The following is a 16,108-nucleotide window of genomic DNA, read 5'->3' on the forward strand; positions in this document are numbered from 1 at the left end:
CATTGCCGCGCCGCAAATGGCGCTCTGCCCCGGAGAGGACATGTCCGACATCGCCGAAATTCCGGTCGATGAACAAGAGCGCCCGCTGCCGCCGCCTCCGCAGCCGGTGCGAAGCGCGCTGGTAGACGGGCCGATCCTGCGCACACTGCTGTCGCTTGCCTGGCCCAACGTGATCGCGCTCTCGGCCGGCACCTGCACGGTGATCGCGGAGACCTCCTATATCGGCCGCCTCGGCGTCGAGGCGCTGGCGGCGATGGCGCTCGTGTTTCCGACCATCATCCTCACCATGACGATGTCGGGCGGCGCCATGGGCGGCGCGGTCGCGTCCGCGATTGCCCGCGCGCTCGGCGCCGGAGATCGCGAGCGGGCGGCCACGCTCGCCATGCATGCGATCCTGATCGGCATCAGCTTCGGCCTCGTCTTCATGCTGGGCATGCTGATTTTCGGGCCGACGGTGCTGGAAATGCTCGGCGGCCGCGGCGATGTGCTGACCCATGCGATCGCCTACACGCAGGTGTTCTTCGGCGGCGCGGTGCTGCCCTGGCTGCTCAACACCATGGCCGGCGTGCTGCGCGGCACCGGCAACATGAAGCTGCCGTCGTTCCTGATCCTCAACTCGGCGGCCTGGCAGATCGTGCTGGGCGGCACGCTCGGCCTCGGGCTCGGGCCGGTGCCGCAGTTCGGCATGCGCGGCGTCGCGGCCGGCGCGCTGATCGCCTATTCAATGAACATCTGCATCATGGGCTGGTATCTGTTCTCCGGCCGCGCCCGGGTGACGCCGAAGCTGCGCGGCTTGCGGATTCAGTGGGCGATGTTTTTCGACATCCTGAAGGTCGGCGCCATCGCCTGCTTCTCGCCGCTGCAGTCGGTTCTGACGATCTCGATCTTCACCCACATGCTGGCGAAGTTCGGCACCGCGATCCTCGCCGGCTACGGCATCGGCGCGCGGCTGGAATTCCTGCTGACCTCGATTGCGTTTTCGTTCGGCATCGCCTGCGTGCCGCTGGTCGGAATGGCGATCGGCGCAGGCAACATCGCGCGTGCCCGCCGCGTCGCCTGGATCGCCAGTGTCGCCGCCTTCGTCGCGGTCGGCGCGCCGGCCTGCGTCGTTGCGATGTTCCCCGATCTCTGGATCAACATCTTCACCGACAGCGCGGCCGTGCGCGCGGCGAGCCACCAATATCTCTCGACGGTCGGACCGTTCTACGCCTTTTTCGGCATTGCCACGACGATGTATTTCTCCTCGCAAGGCGCGGCCAAGGTGATCGGGCCGGTGCTGGCGCAGACGGCGCGGCTGGTCTACATCTCGGCGGCCGGCTGGTGGCTGTCGACGCATGAAGCCAGCGCGCAGAGCTATTTCTGGCTGGCCGCGAGCTCGATGGTCCTGCTTGGCCTGCTCTCATCGTCCAGCGTTGCGGTCACGCGCTGGGAGCCGCGCGCGAGCAAGGCTGCGATCCGGCCGGCGCTTTCAGGCGCCGCCGATTAGCGACGCCTGTGGCGGCGATGGCCGCTGCCGCCGACATTGGCGAGCCGCATCAGTTGCGGGATCATCGCCATCATGTCTCCGCCGCTGGCGCCGCCGATCATGCCCATGATGTCGCCGCCACCAGCGCCGCCATAGCCGGCCGGCATAATGCCGCCACCCATCGCGGTGTAGCCGCCGTAATTGGGTGCGCCGAAGCTGCCGCCGAGCGTGCTGCTGCCGAGGCCGCCGCCGCTGATCACGCCATCAAGTCCGCCGCCGCCATTCTCCATCACGCGGCTCATCATCGGGCCCATGGTCTGCATCATCATGGCGAAGCGGCGCTTGCCCATCTTCGCCTTCATCATCTCCAGCATCGGCGCCATCTGGGTCATCATGTCCTCGCCGCCGGCACCTCCGCCGCCGAGGAACTGCGCCTTCGCCGGCGAGCTCGCGACTGACAACAGCAGCAGCACGGCGGCTGCCTGGCAAATCACCTTGTCCGCACCTCTCATGGCATGCTCCTCGCGTGCGTGGCGCCGCCGGAAGAGCGGAGCCGACCGGACGCACACCGCGATGGTTACGGCCGGCGAGGGCGGAGCTCTGTGAGAAAACTCACAGAGGCGGCAGCGCGTCCACCGCGGCTAGGCTGCCGCCGGCGGAAACGCCTTATGGATCGCAACGACAGCCTCCCTGGTCTGCGCCTCGACATAGGCCGCAAGCTCGTTCGGTAGCATGTCGATGATCCACACCAGACGGCTGCTCCGCGCGCCGTCGGCGATCACCTGCACCGATGCGCTGTAATGATTCAATCGCTCGTTGTTGATGGCATAGACGAGGCGCTGCCGTGCGTCGTCGCAATCGACCAGGATCTCGCGCGCCACCGAACCGTTGGCGAAGGTGACGATACGCGTATCGCCGTCCAGCGCGCAGGCGGTGACGAAGCCGGGCGCCAGCCGCTCATGCAGCGCGCCGAAATCACGCACCGCATCCCACACGTCGCGCGCCGAAGCGGGAAGGGAGACGTCGTTGTGGATGGAGGCCATGGAGGTGTCCTTTGACTACGATAGGTCGGCGCTCGCAATGACGAGGAGAGTGTTCAGCTACAGACCGCCTCGATATTGTTGCCATCGGGGTCGATCAAGAACGCCGCGTAATATGTCGGGCTGTAATCCTTGCGAGGCCCGGCACCGCCATTGTCGCGGCCGCCGCTCTTCAAGCCTTCGCTGTGAAACGCCTTGACCGCGTCATGATCGCCAGCGCGGAACGCAATGTGCGCGCCGTCAGCCTTGCGGCCCTTGTTCAGGTGCAGCCACAGCGCCGGCTCGCCCTTCGGCCCGAACCCGGCATAGCCGTCGCCGCTGGAGCACGGGACGTAACCGAGCGGCGCCAGCACCGCGGTGTAGAAGCGCGTTGCGGCGTCGAGATCGGCAACGCGAAGCCCGATATGGTCGTACATGGTCGTCTCCATCTGCAAAGCGCGCTCAAATGGGCGCGCGCCGCAGACGACCCTAGTCGGGGTGAGGTGGGCAGCTCTTGGAGAATCTTGCGCCCGGCTAGTTCGCCGGGGCCTGCGACTGCCACCGGATCACCCGCTTCAGGTGATAGACGTGAACCCACATGTTCGTTCCGATCACGCTGACCGTTGCGACGATCAGCGCCGTGAGTTTCTGAGGGTCGTGATGGGCGAGAATGAGCAGGAAAGTGGACAGCGCCGCCGTGATGCCGAAGCTGGACCAGAGTCCGACGAGGCGTGGGGCAAACCAGGCCGGCTGACCGTCAGTGCCCCACTGCATCGGAATCCTGCGCGAGGTGATCCGGCGGCCATAATAGACGGCGCAGCCGGCGATGAAGGCGAGGCCGACGGCAAGCGCGACCAGGGTGGCCGCAATCACATCATCCGGGGTACTGTTCATCTGCCGGCTTGCCGCCTTGAAGGAGCGTTGATTCGCCCGCTGGTTGTAGTATCGCGCGGCGTCCCGCAAGCCCAGCGCGACGCACCCGTCTGGTCAACAGACTGTTACCCGCACATGCGGCCGACCTGTCTCAGTTGAGGACGAGCCGTTGGGCGAAGATGCTGCGCCCGCCCTTGGAGGCTTGGCGGAATTTGGTCGGCGATACGCCGGCGGCGCGGTGGAAGGTGCGGACGAAGTTGGAGAGATCGCCGAAGCCGACGTCATAGGCGACATCGGTGACTGCGATGTCGTCATCCGCAAGAAGCCGTGCGGCGTGGCGCAGCCGCGAGCGCACCAGGTATTGATGCGGGGTGACGCCGAGCACGCTCGAGAACAGCCGCAGGAAATGGAACGGGCTGAGGCCCGCCTGCTTTGCGGCCTGTTCGAGATCGATCTCTTCATGCGAGTTGTCGTCGATCCACAGCGCGGCCTCGACCGCGCGGCGGCGGTCGCGCGCATTGGGTGTGGCTGGCTTGCGCGGCTTGCCCGAAACGATGTCGACGAAGCGGCCGGCCAGGATCTGGCCGATCTCGTCGAGCCCGAGGTCGCTATTGCCATCTGCTGCCGTCTGAGCGAGTTCGCCCAGCACCATCAATTCGGGTAGCGGCGGCGTGGCGCCGACCTGCCAGGTCTCGCGCCGCCCGCCGAGGGCGTCGACCAGATCTGCGCCGAGGAAGAACGACAGGCAGACATCGCCGCTGACATGCTCATGCGTGCAGGTGTATTCCTCGCCCGGCGCGCCAACCAGCATCGAGCCCGCCACCAGTTCGAAGAAGCCGGCGCGGCAATGGCAGCCAAAGCTGCCCGAGCGGACATAGGCGATGGAATGCCCGGTGCGGCATTCGGCAAACGGCGCGTCATCCGGCCCCGCGTCGCAGCGAAACTCGGAAACCGTCATCGAGGGTGTATTCAGCAGGGTGGTCGCGTCCATGCCATCTATCTAGGTGGACGGCCTCGGCGGAGCAACGGGCAGCAGCACCTCGAACAGCGTCTTGCTGGCGACGGGATGGGCGCCCTCCAGCGCCAGCAGCCGCCGCTTGGAGATCACGCCGCCGTAAGGCGAGAGCCGGTCGGTGTAATTGCCGGCTTCGAGCACCCGGTGGCAGGGCACGATCAGCATGTAGGGATTCTTGGCGATCGCCTGCGCCACCGAATGTGCCGCGCCCGAAGCGCCCAGCGCTTTGGCGACCTCGTGATAGGTCCGCGTCTCCCCGCGCGGGATCGAGCAGGCGAACTCATAGACGCGCCGGTTGAACCCGGGCACCCCGCCGGCGTCCAGGCTGACCTCGGAAAAATCGGGATCGTTGCCTTGCAGCAGGCTCACGATGCCGTCGATCGCAAATTCGGCATTGTCGGAGGGGCGCTGCTCGCGCGCTTCGGGATGCACCGCAAAGATGCGGCGGCGGGTGTCGATCTCCCGGGCCTCCGGCAATTGCACCGCGACGACGCCGGTGCTGCTCCAGATGATGCCGCAACGGCCGATTGCCGTGTCGAATATCGAATAGCCACGCCCCACCATGCACACGCCCCACTCAGTGCACGTCTCTCCCCAGTCATCGGATCATAACACCGCCACAATCCGGCGCACCTGGAATCTTAGCGAAACCTTAAGAAGCATCAGGCCGCCCGCGCCAAACCGCTTGGCGGAAGGCGCCGTCTCGGCTAATCAGGACGGGCGGCGCGAGCCGCGCATCAGCGGGCGTAGTTCAATGGTAGAACGGCAGCTTCCCAAGCACATTAACTGCGTTTCGGGAAATGCGCCAAAATCGCCCAAAGTGCCTATTCTCAAGGGGATTTCGTCATAAGTGTAGGTCCAGCGGTTCCCTCGAAGCCGGGCTAATACCCGGATTCGGGACACATGATGGACACACGTTGATGGCGCCCCGATCGGACCTGAAAAACCACCTTCGCCCGCGTAAGCTCACAGACGATCATATCGAATGGCTTCGTCAGATCGCCGATGACGAGCGCGCAAGCGCCGCTGTAAAGCCGATGGGGGAGCGTGAATGGCTCAAGGCGGAAGCGCTTGCCGATACCGCTCTTGCCACCCCCGATCGTTCCCCGTCGCGCCGTGAGAGGAGGTTGGTGACTAGCACGGTCTACCCCCTCCCGAAGGCGGAGATTATCGGCCGTGAATTTCAGGACTCGATCGTCCGCGGTCTGCGCATCTTCATTGGACCTACGCGCACTGTCTGGCGCTTTCGTCGGCGCGGCGAAGGTGGCCGCACCACAAAGGGCACCCGAGCGCGCACGATCACATTCCGCACGCTGGGTGAGTTCCCGGCGGTGAAGTGTGACAGGGCGCGCGAGCTAGCAGAGATCGAGATTGGGAAGGTCCACAGCGGCGACGCCGCTCCGAACAAACGAAGCTCCGTCAAATTCGAAGCGGCGTTTGATGCCTATGTCGAATATCTTAAGGCCAAGGCGGAGAAGCAAGGCAAGCCAGCTCGCTGGGCTTACAATGTCGAGAAGTTGGGGGCCGGAGTCATTCTGCAACGCTGGTCTGGATGGACGCTCTACGACATGGCCATGAGCCCTGATGCAGTCGCCGATTGGCATAAGAAAGTGACCAGGGCGCACGGGCCGGTCAGCGCAAACCATGCCGCTCGCATCGTTCGTGCCGTCTACAAGCGGGCCGGTCGACGCGATCGGTCCTTACCCGCGTATCTGCCGACCAGCGCCGTGGAGTTTAACTCGGAACGGCCCTCACAGAAGGCGCTGCCTTTCAAGAGCTTTCCCGCTTGGCTGAAGGCATGGCGCAAGATCGACAATGCGGTCAGGCAAGCGTACCACCTCTGCGGTCTATTGATGGGGCCCCGGCCGGGCGAGTTGGCGCGGCTGCGCTGGGACGCGTATTCGGACAATGAGCGGACTCTTGTGATTGCCAAGGCAAAGGCAGGCAATGACATCTTAATCCCGATCACGGACGAAATCGCAGCGGCGCTCAAGATGGCTCGCGCTGCCGCCGAAGCGCTTGGCTACGACACTCGGGCGGATGCTCTGATCTTCCCCGGATGCGGCCAGGCTGGCCATCGCGACGATCTCCCGGCGCGCGGCAACATGCTCCGTCACACCTACAGCACGACTGCGGCTGATCTGGGTGTTGACGATCTGATTCGACACTTCCTTATGGGACATGCCCCGGAGGGGATCAGTCAGAAGTACATCGCGGCGCTGATCTTGGCGAACGGGCCGAAGATGCGCGAGGAGCAGTCACGGATCAGTCGGCGCGTTGTCGAATTGTTGGGGTTGAATGCACGGACATTAAAAGCCGAAATTGCCGCGGGATTGATGCAATCTGCCGAAGCGGAGCAGGCGAGGGCGGAGAAGGCCGCGAAGGCGTTAGCGCGGGCTCAGAAAGCATCCGCCAAAGCGCGTCGTGGGAAGGTGCTCGGGCTGGGTCGGAAGGCGGTTGATGCGGCCTAATGTCGAGCAGGTTCTGGCCCCAGTAGGTCTGCGAGATCGTCGTCGCTTGCTCGGGGGTAGTTGGACCTGATCTTGACATCATTGCGCCCAGCTTCGAGCCTCCAGCGATCCATTTTGTCGTGGGGGTCTTTCGAGCGCGTGAGCTTGTATCCGTGTAAATCGATGCCGACCATGCCCTTGAGGAAGTTCACGGCGGCCTTCTTTGTGAGCTTGTGTGGCGGGACACTGCGAGCTTCGGCAATGGCTTCTTCTATCTCCGGATGAGCGAGCACTTCGCTTGTCGTGTGCTCTCCCCGATCGAGGCATCGCACATAGGCGCGGACTACACCGTGCTGCGCATCGCGGATGGGGTCCTCTGCCTTCGCGCGCTGAGCGCCTAGAACGGGATCGGGTTCGCCGAGCCACACCAAAGCATCAGCAACCACGGACCTCCATTCGCTCATTCGGAACGGAGCGCCCGGCTTCTTATCCGGCGCCACCGCATGCGCACGCAAGATCGTCAACGCAGCTGAGACCAGCGCGGGCCGCTCGGTCATCACATATTCGTCGAGAGGCCAGTGCTTGTATTTGCGCTCGGGCAACGGACGATCCGCGCGAAGGTTGCAGATGAGGATTCTATCCTCTGACATATCGCCGGCCGCCGTGAGTTTGTTGCCGGTTGCGACGATAAGAGCATTGGTCGGCGCGATGATTTGATCCGCTGCACTGTTGCCCCCGAGCCGTCGCATCTGAAACCGCTCCTCGGTGAGCGCCATGCACAGGGCTTCGCCCTCAACGGTCATTTTGTCACCGTCGATGTTGTCATACAGGATGACCGGGTCGCCCGCTTCGAACGCCGCGGCGAGTGCGGTCGAGCGCTGATATTCGTCAGACGACAGCGGCCGGGCTGCGGTCCGGCGCCCTGTCATGATGATGGCTGCAACCTGTGCGAGCTCGGTCTTGCCGCTTTGTGCTTCGTTCGCATCAATGCCGAACATTGGTGCAGTCGGGAGCGCGCGGCGACAGACTGCCGTCAAGAGCATTGACAATGCTACCGAGCGCGAGAGGCCGGGGATTCCATCTTCGTCGCCAAACGGAAAGTCAGCCAATGGCTTCTTGAGAACTTCAAGGGCGGCAAGCGCGTCGAGTTTCGTCGGATGATCCTCGATCGGTGGGAAGTTGATCAGTCCGGGGTCGAAGTAGAGCCCGCTCCTCTCGTCATATCCCGGGCGATCAAGCACCGTGCCGTCACGCCGAAGCGTTGGAGTTTCGACCGTCCCATTGAGCACGGGATATTCCCAATCCTGTCTGATTGCGCTGAGCCGTTTGACAACGTCGCGCGGGGCGGGAATTGGAATTTGCTTCGGAAGGCTCTTGCCGCTCGCGCCTGCCTTCTTGCCGACGCGCACGAACTTGATCTCGCGCTCAAGACGATCAGCAAGCCAATCGTCTTTGACCGGCAAAATCACGAGATCGTTGTTGACGTGGTATGTCCTGTCAATCTCCTCCCCCTGCTTCAGTCGGTTGCGGCTGAGGTGGACAAGACTTCCGCCACGCTGGAAGATCCGGTCGGCAGGTTTGGCGTCCTTCGCCTGAGCGCCCCTGACGATCAGCTCCTGCACTTTGCGAGTGATCTCCGGCAAATGCGCCGCGTCGTGAACGACGATGGGCCGCCGGTCGTTATCGTGCAATTCAGGGCGCCCCTCGGCTCGGCGTTGCCGCTCCTTCTTTTGTTCGGCGATCTTCCTCGGATCGCCTGTCTGGATTCGAGCGGTGTCGAATTCATCCTCGGCGAAATCGGCCTCAGCCGTCTTGCCGCCGGCCTGCGATTGATTTGCGTAACTATAGCCGTTCTCCACCTTCCGGCGGAGATCATCGGGCTCCCACGGCGGTTCGCAACGCTCGTTGTAATACTCCAGCATCAATTCGAACGCTCGCTCTGGAGAGAGGCCCCGGTCGCGCAAACCCATCGCGATCTTGACCGTCTGAAGATCGCCGCTGCTACCCTCTATAGCAGGCTCAGCGTCGTGCTTTAGAAAATCGATCGCCCACGCAACGTTTGCCGGCTTGTCTAACTCTACGGCTGCCACATCCGAATTAGCCAGCCGTTCTCTCGCGCGACCGAGGATTTCATAGAACCACGCGGGCGCTTTTGCAGCTGCAATGGTTCTGATTGCTTTGTAGCAAGTGCCATCTGCGAACCGACACCCAGCAATCAAAGAATAGTTGGGAGAGTCCACGTCGGGACCGAAGCCATCCTTGCCGAGGGCGAAGACGTGCGACCCTTCATAGATAAGATGTCGGCCGCCGGAGGGCGTGCGGTTCTCCTCAGTCTCGGGGAAGCCGTATTCTAGATCGAGATCATCGAAAGTCTTCTCGCCCTCTTTGCCCGGTTTCTGGTCGACGTCGACGACGAGCAAGTTTGATTTGCGGTGAGCGACGCCCCAGTTACACCCGGGCCACTTCTTGGCCCACAGGGTGAGTTGCACCGGATCGTTGGAGGCAGTGGCGAGATTATTCTTGATTAGCGGCGGAAACTTCGAAAGCTTCCGAATTGGGAAGAGATAACGGCCGGGATTTTGCGAGATATAGTCGAGCGCTAAACTTAGCGACTGTTTTTCCGAAAGGCCCTTGCCCCGAGAATCTGAAGATGATAAAGACATGCTCGTTACTCACAGTTTCGACGGGATCAGCGTCGTTACTCTTCGAAGCCCCAGCATCGAGCTGGGGCTTCGTCGTTTCAGGCGCCAACGTCTACGACAACGCGGCGCGGTGTCTAGTGCGCTTAGAGACGCTATTTTCGCTTCAGTCCGTACGGGTCGGCGCCGTTGTGGATCGCATTATAAACAGACTCCAGCGCTAGTTGCGCCGTCGCGACATCATCGATCGTCGCGGTCGCGCGACCATTGGCGCGCGCAATGGCAGTTTCCACCGCGCGAAGATGTTGGTGGTAAATGCGTTTGCTACGGCGAAGACGTTCGTATTGCTCAGTCGTCATGTTTGTCCCCCTGCAAGCCGCGGAGGGGACCGAGCGGCGTTTGGCGGTTAACATTACAGGTTATGCTTATCGGAAGGCTCTCGGAGCCGTTTTGAGGGGTGTAGGTGAGTCCTATGGCGGCCCGGTACTCGACATCCCTGAAGGTCCGAAAACGACCCCAACGCACGCGCGAGGGTGGTGCCACCGCGCTCTAGGCGAAGCAATGCCGGCATCGGCGAGCAACGCGCGGAACGCTACGAGGGTTTCCGCGCGCGAATAGCTGACACGCCAATCCGTGAGTTCAGTGACAAACAGTCGAGCGGTGGCAGCTCGCTCCGCTGGAGGGACCGCACGGTCGCTGGCAGCGACCGCGCGGGGCTCCCCAGGGAACGCACAGAGGACCGCCCGACCCGCGTTAGTCCACAGCATGGCATAGTCTTCGGTCAATTGCGCTGCCCTCTGCTAGTACCGGTTGAGTGCGGCATGCGGGCACGCACGGGTACCCCGGCCGGATCAGGCGTCGGGTTCTTTGGCGCCGCGGCGACGGCTTCAGCAAAGGCAGCCGCGAGCCGCTCGCCGTGCCTTTCAGCATTCGCGACCAGCACTTCAAGAATCCAGTCGAGCGCCTCCGCTTGCGTTGGCGGCGAGACCATGCCCATTGCATCTTGGAATTCGGCGGCGTTTGAAAACGCGGGCCGCCCGTTTTCGTCTTCCTCCTCGAAGACCACGGCCGGTAGATGCGCAATCTCGCGGAACGCGGCCGCTTCGATGTTTAGGAAGGCTCCGCTCGGAGCCGCGTCGGGCACCACAAGAGCGCCCCCACGCGACTTGGAGTCAGTGGATTCAGCAGGGTTTTCCGCTGGTCCGATCAGATCGTCAAGAAAGTCCATCACAGAACCTTCATTGCTCCGGCAGGCGGTGCGAGCGGCACGTCATCCGGCTGATCTTTGGCCGGACTTCCAGTTGGTTGCACGGGTGCTGTGCGCGCGCCGCCCGGGCCGGCCTTCAGCCGCGCCATAAGATCGCGCTGGAGCGGGGTAAGCCCGGCAGCCTGCAACTCCGGCTCGGGCGGCGTTGCCGGCGGCTCGGCTCGGACAGGAGCGGGCTGGGATTCCGACGGCCGCTCTGCAGCGGTGTCGCCCATTTCTCCGAGAATATCGGAAAGATCGTCATCGTCGGCACTACCGATGATCTCCTCCGGCGGCGCAATGGCTGGCGAAGGCGGCAGCACCTCCACCACGGCCATCGGAGCCGATGGTTTCGACAGCGAGTAGCTAACCTGATGCCGGACAACGCCGCTCGTTTTTTGCGAAATCTCCACTGTGTTCTTGTTCCCGTAGAGCCTGGGAAACTCAGCGGCGAGAAGCGCGAGCACGCCTTGCACAGGGGGAGGTGTCCAAACCGTCTCGGGAATGAAGTTGCCTGCCCCATCCCGTAGATAGCGGTCGATGCCCAATTCGATCAGCTCAGAGTCCGAATATCGGTCGCACGCTGGATCGCGTCTGTAGACGGTCTTACCTTGGTATTGCGCAACGGTAGTCACGCCATCCCGCATCCGCTTGCGGAAGCCTTCGAGGATATCGAAGCCGACTTGGCGGCTCGCCTGCTTCACGGCCGCATGAAGCGGCACTGTCTCGTTCATCCATTCGACATCGAAGCCCGGCTCGCCTTTCGCGCTCTGCTGCATCCACGAGAATGCGCTCGCCGGGCTCACGCCAATGGACCGGGCCGCGGTCGTAATTGACCCATGCTCAACGATCGCGTCGAGCAGCTCAGCATATGTTGCTTGCGATTTTTTCACCGGATGAGGCCTCGCACCTTCCGCGCGGCGGGATTTCGTGTCGTTCTGCCGCCTGTCTGGCTCATGACCTCGTCGAGCACGGAGCGATGAACGACCGGCTGAGGTGCGGCGACGTCTCCGGTCGCTGTGTTTCGAGCTTGGCGGGCAAGGTGCTGGCGGTACGCCTCGTCCGTGCTCGGCGGTGGATTGGCGCGCTGCCAAGCGGCAATAGCGTCAGCGTACCGGACGCGCACCGCTTTGATCTTCGCTTGCACATCGGCGAAGCGGATGCGAAGCGCGCTCACACGTCCCTCCGCCTTCAGAATTTCGAGACGATGATCAACCGGCGCTCTTGGCGCCGGACCTTTCGGCGTAGTTCGATATCGCAAGCGCCCACTCTTGACGACGTCTGCGCGCGAAACCTTCCGACCGAGAAGCTTCTCGACAGCGGCAAGCGCCGGAGTTCCGTCTTCGGTCCAATGATCTTCGACTTTGTCGGAAAGAACGCTGAGGTCTAGAGGTGCTTTGGTCATGGTGCAGTCCCGTTCGAATAGAAGAGGGTCGGGGCGAGAGGAAGCGCGCGCCCGACCCTAGCTGAGCATCGCTGCTTGAAGACGGCGCTCAGCTGTTCAATATGGCGCTTTCGTGAGCTTTGATCGCGGCGCGCACGGCGTCGAGATGGCTGATAGGATTCGGTACCTGCGCCGACGCGAGCACTTTATCATCCCAATCACGTAGAGCCTCATTTAGCTCGGCCTGGATCGCGCGGGCCTCATCCTCCAGCGACTCGGCGGCGAGGCCGGTCTCAACTAACGCAAAGTAAGCCACGCGCTGCGCTTCACTGAGTGCTGCAATTTCGGCTTCGCTGACGTCGGTCCGCAATCGTGCACCGGTTTTGTCGAAGGGTGAAAACATTTTGACTTCCTTTCAATCGGGTGGGCGCAATTGGTCTAAGAACCCGGACTCACAGCGAAGACGTAATCACTGTTCGATCACTTCCACGCGCCGCGCACGGTCGCTCTTGCCGTCGGCATCAACCCAAAACTTACAACGCGCGCCGACTTCTAGCGGCGCCCCGAGCGCGCTTATGACGCGATCGATGAAGTAGAAGTCGACGCTGCTATCATCGTCGCGGATGAAGCCGTAGTGGTCCGAGATTGCCGCGGACATAATGGTGACGATCTCGCCACTCTTTTCCAGCAGCGGCTTCGGCTGTACCAACCGCGCCCGCGGGTTGCGACCATGTTCCGGCTTTTCGGCATGGTAGGCGAACGAAACCGGTAGCTGCGGTACGATCTCAGAAGGCACACACCCGACGAGGTCGCGCTCATCGAACGCAACCGACAACTCGCGGGGGCAGCGCTTCCCGAACGAATCGTCGCAGATGTAACCAAAGAAGCGGCCGACTCTAGCCGCGCGCTGCCAAACGATAACCGAACCCTGCGCCATGGGACACACACTCTCGCCGCTTTCCAGGGATCGGGACCGCGGCCACTCGCGATCGCGACCATCGGCTTTCCCCGGGCGGCTGCCCAGCGAAAGCCAAGCCGTCAGGCGCGGCGCGACTTTACGGCGCCAGGAGCAGCGCGATCGATAATTGGCGCGGGGGCGACGGTGCCGGCCGCGCAGCCCGCCTTACGATCACGGCAACCCGGATTGACTGCGACAGGCGCGAGGTGCTTGCCGGTGGACGGTTTGTGGACCTCATCGCCACGAAGCATGTGACCTGACTGCGTAGACGTCACTCCGGTGATTACGGCTTTCGTGCCACCGACGACCGTAGTGTGCTTCATGCCGGGATGCGGCGCCGGTGCGGCAGGACGCTTCGGTGCGCCGCTGAGTAGGGAGGTCTTGCGAATGGTCATATCGAATCCTCAGCGCGTGGGACGCGTCGCGCCGATGTAGCTGCCTGCCGCTTTCGCAATTGCGGCAGCTTTCTCCGCACCTAGGCCCGCCAAAACTCTTCCCTGAGCCGTGATATTCCAGTTTGCTGCCAACCACGGGTTATTCGCTTTGGCGGCACTGTCAGGCGAGCGATCTTTTTCTTTCGGCTTGGGGCCGGGCCGGATGCCGTTGGTGGTATGAGTGGCTCCCCAGCGCAGCATTAGGTCTTCGTAACAGGACGGACCCACCTCACGGAGCAACTTGCCGCGTGCCGTGAGGTTCGGCCTGTTCTTTGGACCGCCGAAAGCATCCTCTTCGAGCGACTGAAGGTTGTCGGCAAAAAACCAGTGTGGCTTTATCTTCTTCAAGTGTTCGGGCGCGCACCATTCCTCGATAGTCATTCCCAGAAAATCGGTTTGAGAGCCACGATAGATCAACTCACCGTTGATGTGCTTGAACTGCGGCGCGTAAATCTCCCGCTCTGATCGAACGACGGAGGGTTGAACACCAGCTTTGATGAACAAGTCTTCCATGACCAAATGCGGGTCTTTGTACTCAAACTCAACGGGCATGCACTGACTCCAATTCCTTCTTGGTGCGACGGGTGCGCCTCTTCGGCGCGGGCCATGAACGCACCCATGCCTCAACGTCGGTGAGCAGGATGCGAACCGTGACGCCGTTGCGATACGCGCGCAGTTCGTCTGCGCGAACAGCGGCGTGAATTTTTATCACGTCAATGTCGAGCATCTTGGCTGCGACCGCCGCCGAGACAGCGAGAGGTTTGAATTCGTCGGCGTGTTTGATCATGCCTTCGATTCTAAGGCACGCGCGAATCCCGGACAACTAGCGTTTAATGAACGTTTAAATGACGCCTTCCGCGGCGCCGAGCCTCTTGGCCCGTAGGGTTTTCGCGCGCGTCAACTAGCGATTTCATGCTGCGAAAGGTCACCGAGCCGTTTGGATGCTTGGAATGACAAACCAACTCGAAGGACCCGAAAGCGGTCGCTGGCGATGCTAACGCATCTCTTCGAACGGAAAGCACCGCCCTCCTGTCCGATAATAAAGCGGATTTGGACATTTGCCATTGCCACTACCGGGACACGGGGGCCGCGCCTGTCCCAGCCAGGCTTTTGACCCTCAGCACGCTTGACGCAGCCGAGGTTTTTGGACTAACGCCCGATCTTTGAAGTTTGTAAAATTGTAGTGGTTTGTGCACCGGAGGCTTTGAGAATTTTCCGCTATCTCTCCCGCGAGCCGAGCGAAGCAGGAGCGAGGGTCGATGATAGTAAAAGGTTGGGGCGGCAGCTTTGAGTTGCTTGAACATTGTGTCGTCATCCGACGAACCTACGTGATCGGGCTCTTTCAGCACGGCCTCAAGGGCGACAAGCGCATACCCTACTCGTCAATCACAGCCCTACAAGCCAAGCGCCCCGGCATCCTGAATGGATACATCCAATTCACCATCTCCGGAGGCAACGAAAATACTGCCGGAATCCTCGCCTCGGCGTCCGACGAAAACTCCTTGCAGTTTATTGATGCCGCCGCGTTTGACGAGGCCTATGAGTTTTTGCAGCAGAAGATCGGACGCCCAGCCCAGCCTCTGGTCTCAGCAGCTCCGTCGGTCTCCGCCGCCGAACAGTTGGATAAATTGGCCGGCCTGCTTGAGCGCGGGCTGATCACCAGAGAAGAATTTGATAGCCAGAAAAATTCTCTGATCGGGCAAAAAGTGGAAAGTTCTGCCAGCGCTGCTCAGGAAGAGCCGATCTCGGATGGTGCCGCCCGAATGCAAGCGGCGATGGACCGTGCTATCGCTCGTCGGGTAGAAACGGCCGCTCCTCCTGATATCGCAAGCGCCAAGCCTCAATTCGGGAGGCGGCAAGGTCCGGTAATCTAGTCATTTCCCCGTTTGTTGGATGCCTGCTAGCGGCCTCACCCCGGATAAGGCCGACGTCATTGTGGTGTCGCTATTTGTTGCAGACCGGACTCGACCTCGCGGCCAATTCGATGGCCGCACGTGACCCATAGCCGACCCAAGGCGAGTTCGCAGGACATTCCAGTTGCCGTCACTGCCCGCCTTTGATCTCGGTACTGGATTTGTGAGTGTCCTAATTCCTTTCTTGGACGAGTGGTCAAAACTGCTCAGACTTGGTCTGCCACAGGTGTTAACAACATCCATCACCGCGCGGCCCTCGGCATATATCGGTGATGAGAACGCCATCACGCGCTCCCGCCTCCTTCCTCAGGAGGAGTTAGAGCCATGCAGCTGCGACGCCGCATCAAGCAAACCATATCTCTTGAAGAACGCCTTGCCGCAGAGGCCCTGCGCCTGCGCGAGCAAGCTAAACTGCTTCCGCCGGGGATTGAGCGCGAGCGTGCAATCCGCAAAGCGAGCCTGGCTGAAACCGGCTCGCACATCAGTGAGTGGCTGCGGTCGCCCGGTCTACGGCCCCCGGCGTAGACGGCCCGATGTGAGCGACAAGAAGCCGCCTAAGAACGTGATCCCTCCCCCTAACCAAAGGCGGACGCAGGAGGTAATGGCGGCCGTTCAAGAGTACGCCGCCGCCCTACAGGAAGTTATCCAGAAGCTGCGCCGCAAGATGAATTAGACAGCCTGAGTTGAGTGGCCTACCCATCCAACGCTGACT

General features: G+C 62.0%; 19 protein-coding genes. 4 read left to right on the forward strand and 15 right to left on the reverse strand.

Annotated elements, in window-relative coordinates; translation table 11 throughout:
* The first annotated feature begins 40 nt into the window (after positions 1 to 40).
* Positions 41 to 1,486 carry an MATE family efflux transporter gene (locus tag JQ580_RS00080; RefSeq protein ID WP_212277680.1) on the forward strand — a complete coding sequence of 482 codons (1,446 nt, stop codon included), beginning with the start codon at positions 41 to 43 and terminating at the stop codon, positions 1,484 to 1,486.
* Here the strand turns inward: JQ580_RS00080 and JQ580_RS00085 are convergent.
* From JQ580_RS00085 to JQ580_RS00110, 6 genes are all read right to left on the reverse strand, one after another.
* Positions 1,483 to 1,977, reverse strand: coding sequence for a hypothetical protein (locus JQ580_RS00085; protein WP_212277682.1), 495 nt, complete (start codon positions 1,975 to 1,977; stop codon positions 1,483 to 1,485). The genes JQ580_RS00080 and JQ580_RS00085 overlap by 4 nt on opposite strands.
* 129 nt (positions 1,978 to 2,106) lie before the next feature.
* The gene (locus JQ580_RS00090) at positions 2,107 to 2,508 is read right to left on the reverse strand and encodes an SRPBCC family protein (protein WP_212277683.1); all 402 of its coding nucleotides are present in this window, start codon (positions 2,506 to 2,508) and stop codon (positions 2,107 to 2,109) included.
* A 53-nt stretch (positions 2,509 to 2,561) separates the two neighbouring features.
* A complete protein-coding gene (locus tag JQ580_RS00095) occupies positions 2,562 to 2,921 on the reverse strand; it encodes a VOC family protein (RefSeq protein WP_212277685.1) in 360 nt (119 codons plus the stop codon).
* A gap of 97 nt (positions 2,922 to 3,018) precedes the next feature.
* On the reverse strand, positions 3,019 to 3,378 hold the full coding sequence (locus tag JQ580_RS00100; protein WP_212277687.1) for a hypothetical protein: 360 nt from the start codon (positions 3,376 to 3,378) through the stop codon (positions 3,019 to 3,021).
* Between the two features lie 130 nt (positions 3,379 to 3,508).
* Positions 3,509 to 4,348: a helix-turn-helix transcriptional regulator gene (locus tag JQ580_RS00105; RefSeq protein ID WP_212277689.1), complete on the reverse strand. Its 840-nt coding sequence runs from the start codon at positions 4,346 to 4,348 to the stop codon at positions 3,509 to 3,511.
* Between the two features lie 9 nt (positions 4,349 to 4,357).
* Positions 4,358 to 4,936, reverse strand: a complete 579-nt coding sequence (locus JQ580_RS00110) for a methylated-DNA--[protein]-cysteine S-methyltransferase (RefSeq protein WP_212277691.1) — start codon at positions 4,934 to 4,936, stop codon at positions 4,358 to 4,360.
* Positions 4,937 to 5,292: 356 nt separating this feature from the next.
* Between JQ580_RS00110 and JQ580_RS00115 the strand changes: the two genes are divergently transcribed.
* Complete coding sequence (locus JQ580_RS00115; protein WP_212277693.1) at positions 5,293 to 6,843, forward strand: site-specific integrase; 1,551 nt, start codon at positions 5,293 to 5,295, stop codon at positions 6,841 to 6,843.
* Here the strand turns inward: JQ580_RS00115 and JQ580_RS00120 are convergent.
* The 9 genes from JQ580_RS00120 to JQ580_RS00160 form a co-directional block, all read right to left on the reverse strand.
* Positions 6,840 to 9,485: a bifunctional DNA primase/polymerase gene (locus tag JQ580_RS00120; protein ID WP_212277695.1), complete on the reverse strand. Its 2,646-nt coding sequence runs from the start codon at positions 9,483 to 9,485 to the stop codon at positions 6,840 to 6,842. The genes JQ580_RS00115 and JQ580_RS00120 overlap by 4 nt on opposite strands.
* A gap of 131 nt (positions 9,486 to 9,616) precedes the next feature.
* The gene (locus JQ580_RS00125; protein WP_212277697.1) at positions 9,617 to 9,820 is read right to left on the reverse strand and encodes a hypothetical protein; all 204 of its coding nucleotides are present in this window, start codon (positions 9,818 to 9,820) and stop codon (positions 9,617 to 9,619) included.
* A gap of 422 nt (positions 9,821 to 10,242) precedes the next feature.
* Positions 10,243 to 10,689 carry a hypothetical protein gene (locus JQ580_RS00130; RefSeq protein ID WP_212277698.1) on the reverse strand — a complete coding sequence of 149 codons (447 nt, stop codon included), beginning with the start codon at positions 10,687 to 10,689 and terminating at the stop codon, positions 10,243 to 10,245.
* On the reverse strand, positions 10,689 to 11,600 hold the full coding sequence (locus JQ580_RS00135) for a LysR family transcriptional regulator (protein ID WP_212277700.1): 912 nt from the start codon (positions 11,598 to 11,600) through the stop codon (positions 10,689 to 10,691). Before JQ580_RS00135 ends, JQ580_RS00130 begins: the two co-directional genes overlap by 1 nt.
* On the reverse strand, positions 11,597 to 12,112 hold the full coding sequence (locus JQ580_RS00140; protein WP_212277702.1) for a hypothetical protein: 516 nt from the start codon (positions 12,110 to 12,112) through the stop codon (positions 11,597 to 11,599). Before JQ580_RS00140 ends, JQ580_RS00135 begins: the two co-directional genes overlap by 4 nt.
* 88 nt (positions 12,113 to 12,200) lie before the next feature.
* A complete protein-coding gene (locus JQ580_RS00145) occupies positions 12,201 to 12,494 on the reverse strand; it encodes a hypothetical protein (RefSeq protein WP_212277704.1) in 294 nt (97 codons plus the stop codon).
* Positions 12,495 to 12,560: 66 nt separating this feature from the next.
* Positions 12,561 to 13,028 carry a hypothetical protein gene (locus tag JQ580_RS00150; protein WP_212277705.1) on the reverse strand — a complete coding sequence of 156 codons (468 nt, stop codon included), beginning with the start codon at positions 13,026 to 13,028 and terminating at the stop codon, positions 12,561 to 12,563.
* Between the two features lie 425 nt (positions 13,029 to 13,453).
* Positions 13,454 to 14,035 (reverse strand): hypothetical protein, encoded by a 582-nt coding sequence (locus JQ580_RS00155; protein ID WP_212277707.1) that lies wholly within the window; start codon positions 14,033 to 14,035, stop codon positions 13,454 to 13,456.
* Positions 14,025 to 14,270, reverse strand: a complete 246-nt coding sequence (locus tag JQ580_RS00160) for a helix-turn-helix domain-containing protein (RefSeq protein WP_212277709.1) — start codon at positions 14,268 to 14,270, stop codon at positions 14,025 to 14,027. Before JQ580_RS00160 ends, JQ580_RS00155 begins: the two co-directional genes overlap by 11 nt.
* Positions 14,271 to 14,742: 472 nt before the next feature.
* Here JQ580_RS00160 and JQ580_RS00165 point away from each other — a divergent pair, with 472 nt between their 5' ends.
* Both JQ580_RS00165 and JQ580_RS00170 read left to right on the forward strand, forming a co-directional pair.
* Positions 14,743 to 15,357, forward strand: a complete 615-nt coding sequence (locus JQ580_RS00165) for an SHOCT domain-containing protein (protein ID WP_212277711.1) — start codon at positions 14,743 to 14,745, stop codon at positions 15,355 to 15,357.
* Positions 15,358 to 15,720: 363 nt separating this feature from the next.
* Complete coding sequence (locus JQ580_RS00170) at positions 15,721 to 15,921, forward strand: hypothetical protein (protein WP_212277713.1); 201 nt, start codon at positions 15,721 to 15,723, stop codon at positions 15,919 to 15,921.
* Positions 15,922 to 16,108 lie beyond the last annotated feature (187 nt).

Source organism: Bradyrhizobium sp. SZCCT0148, assembly GCF_018129985.1.
Taxonomy (GTDB): Bacteria; Pseudomonadota; Alphaproteobacteria; order Rhizobiales; family Xanthobacteraceae; genus Bradyrhizobium; species Bradyrhizobium japonicum_H.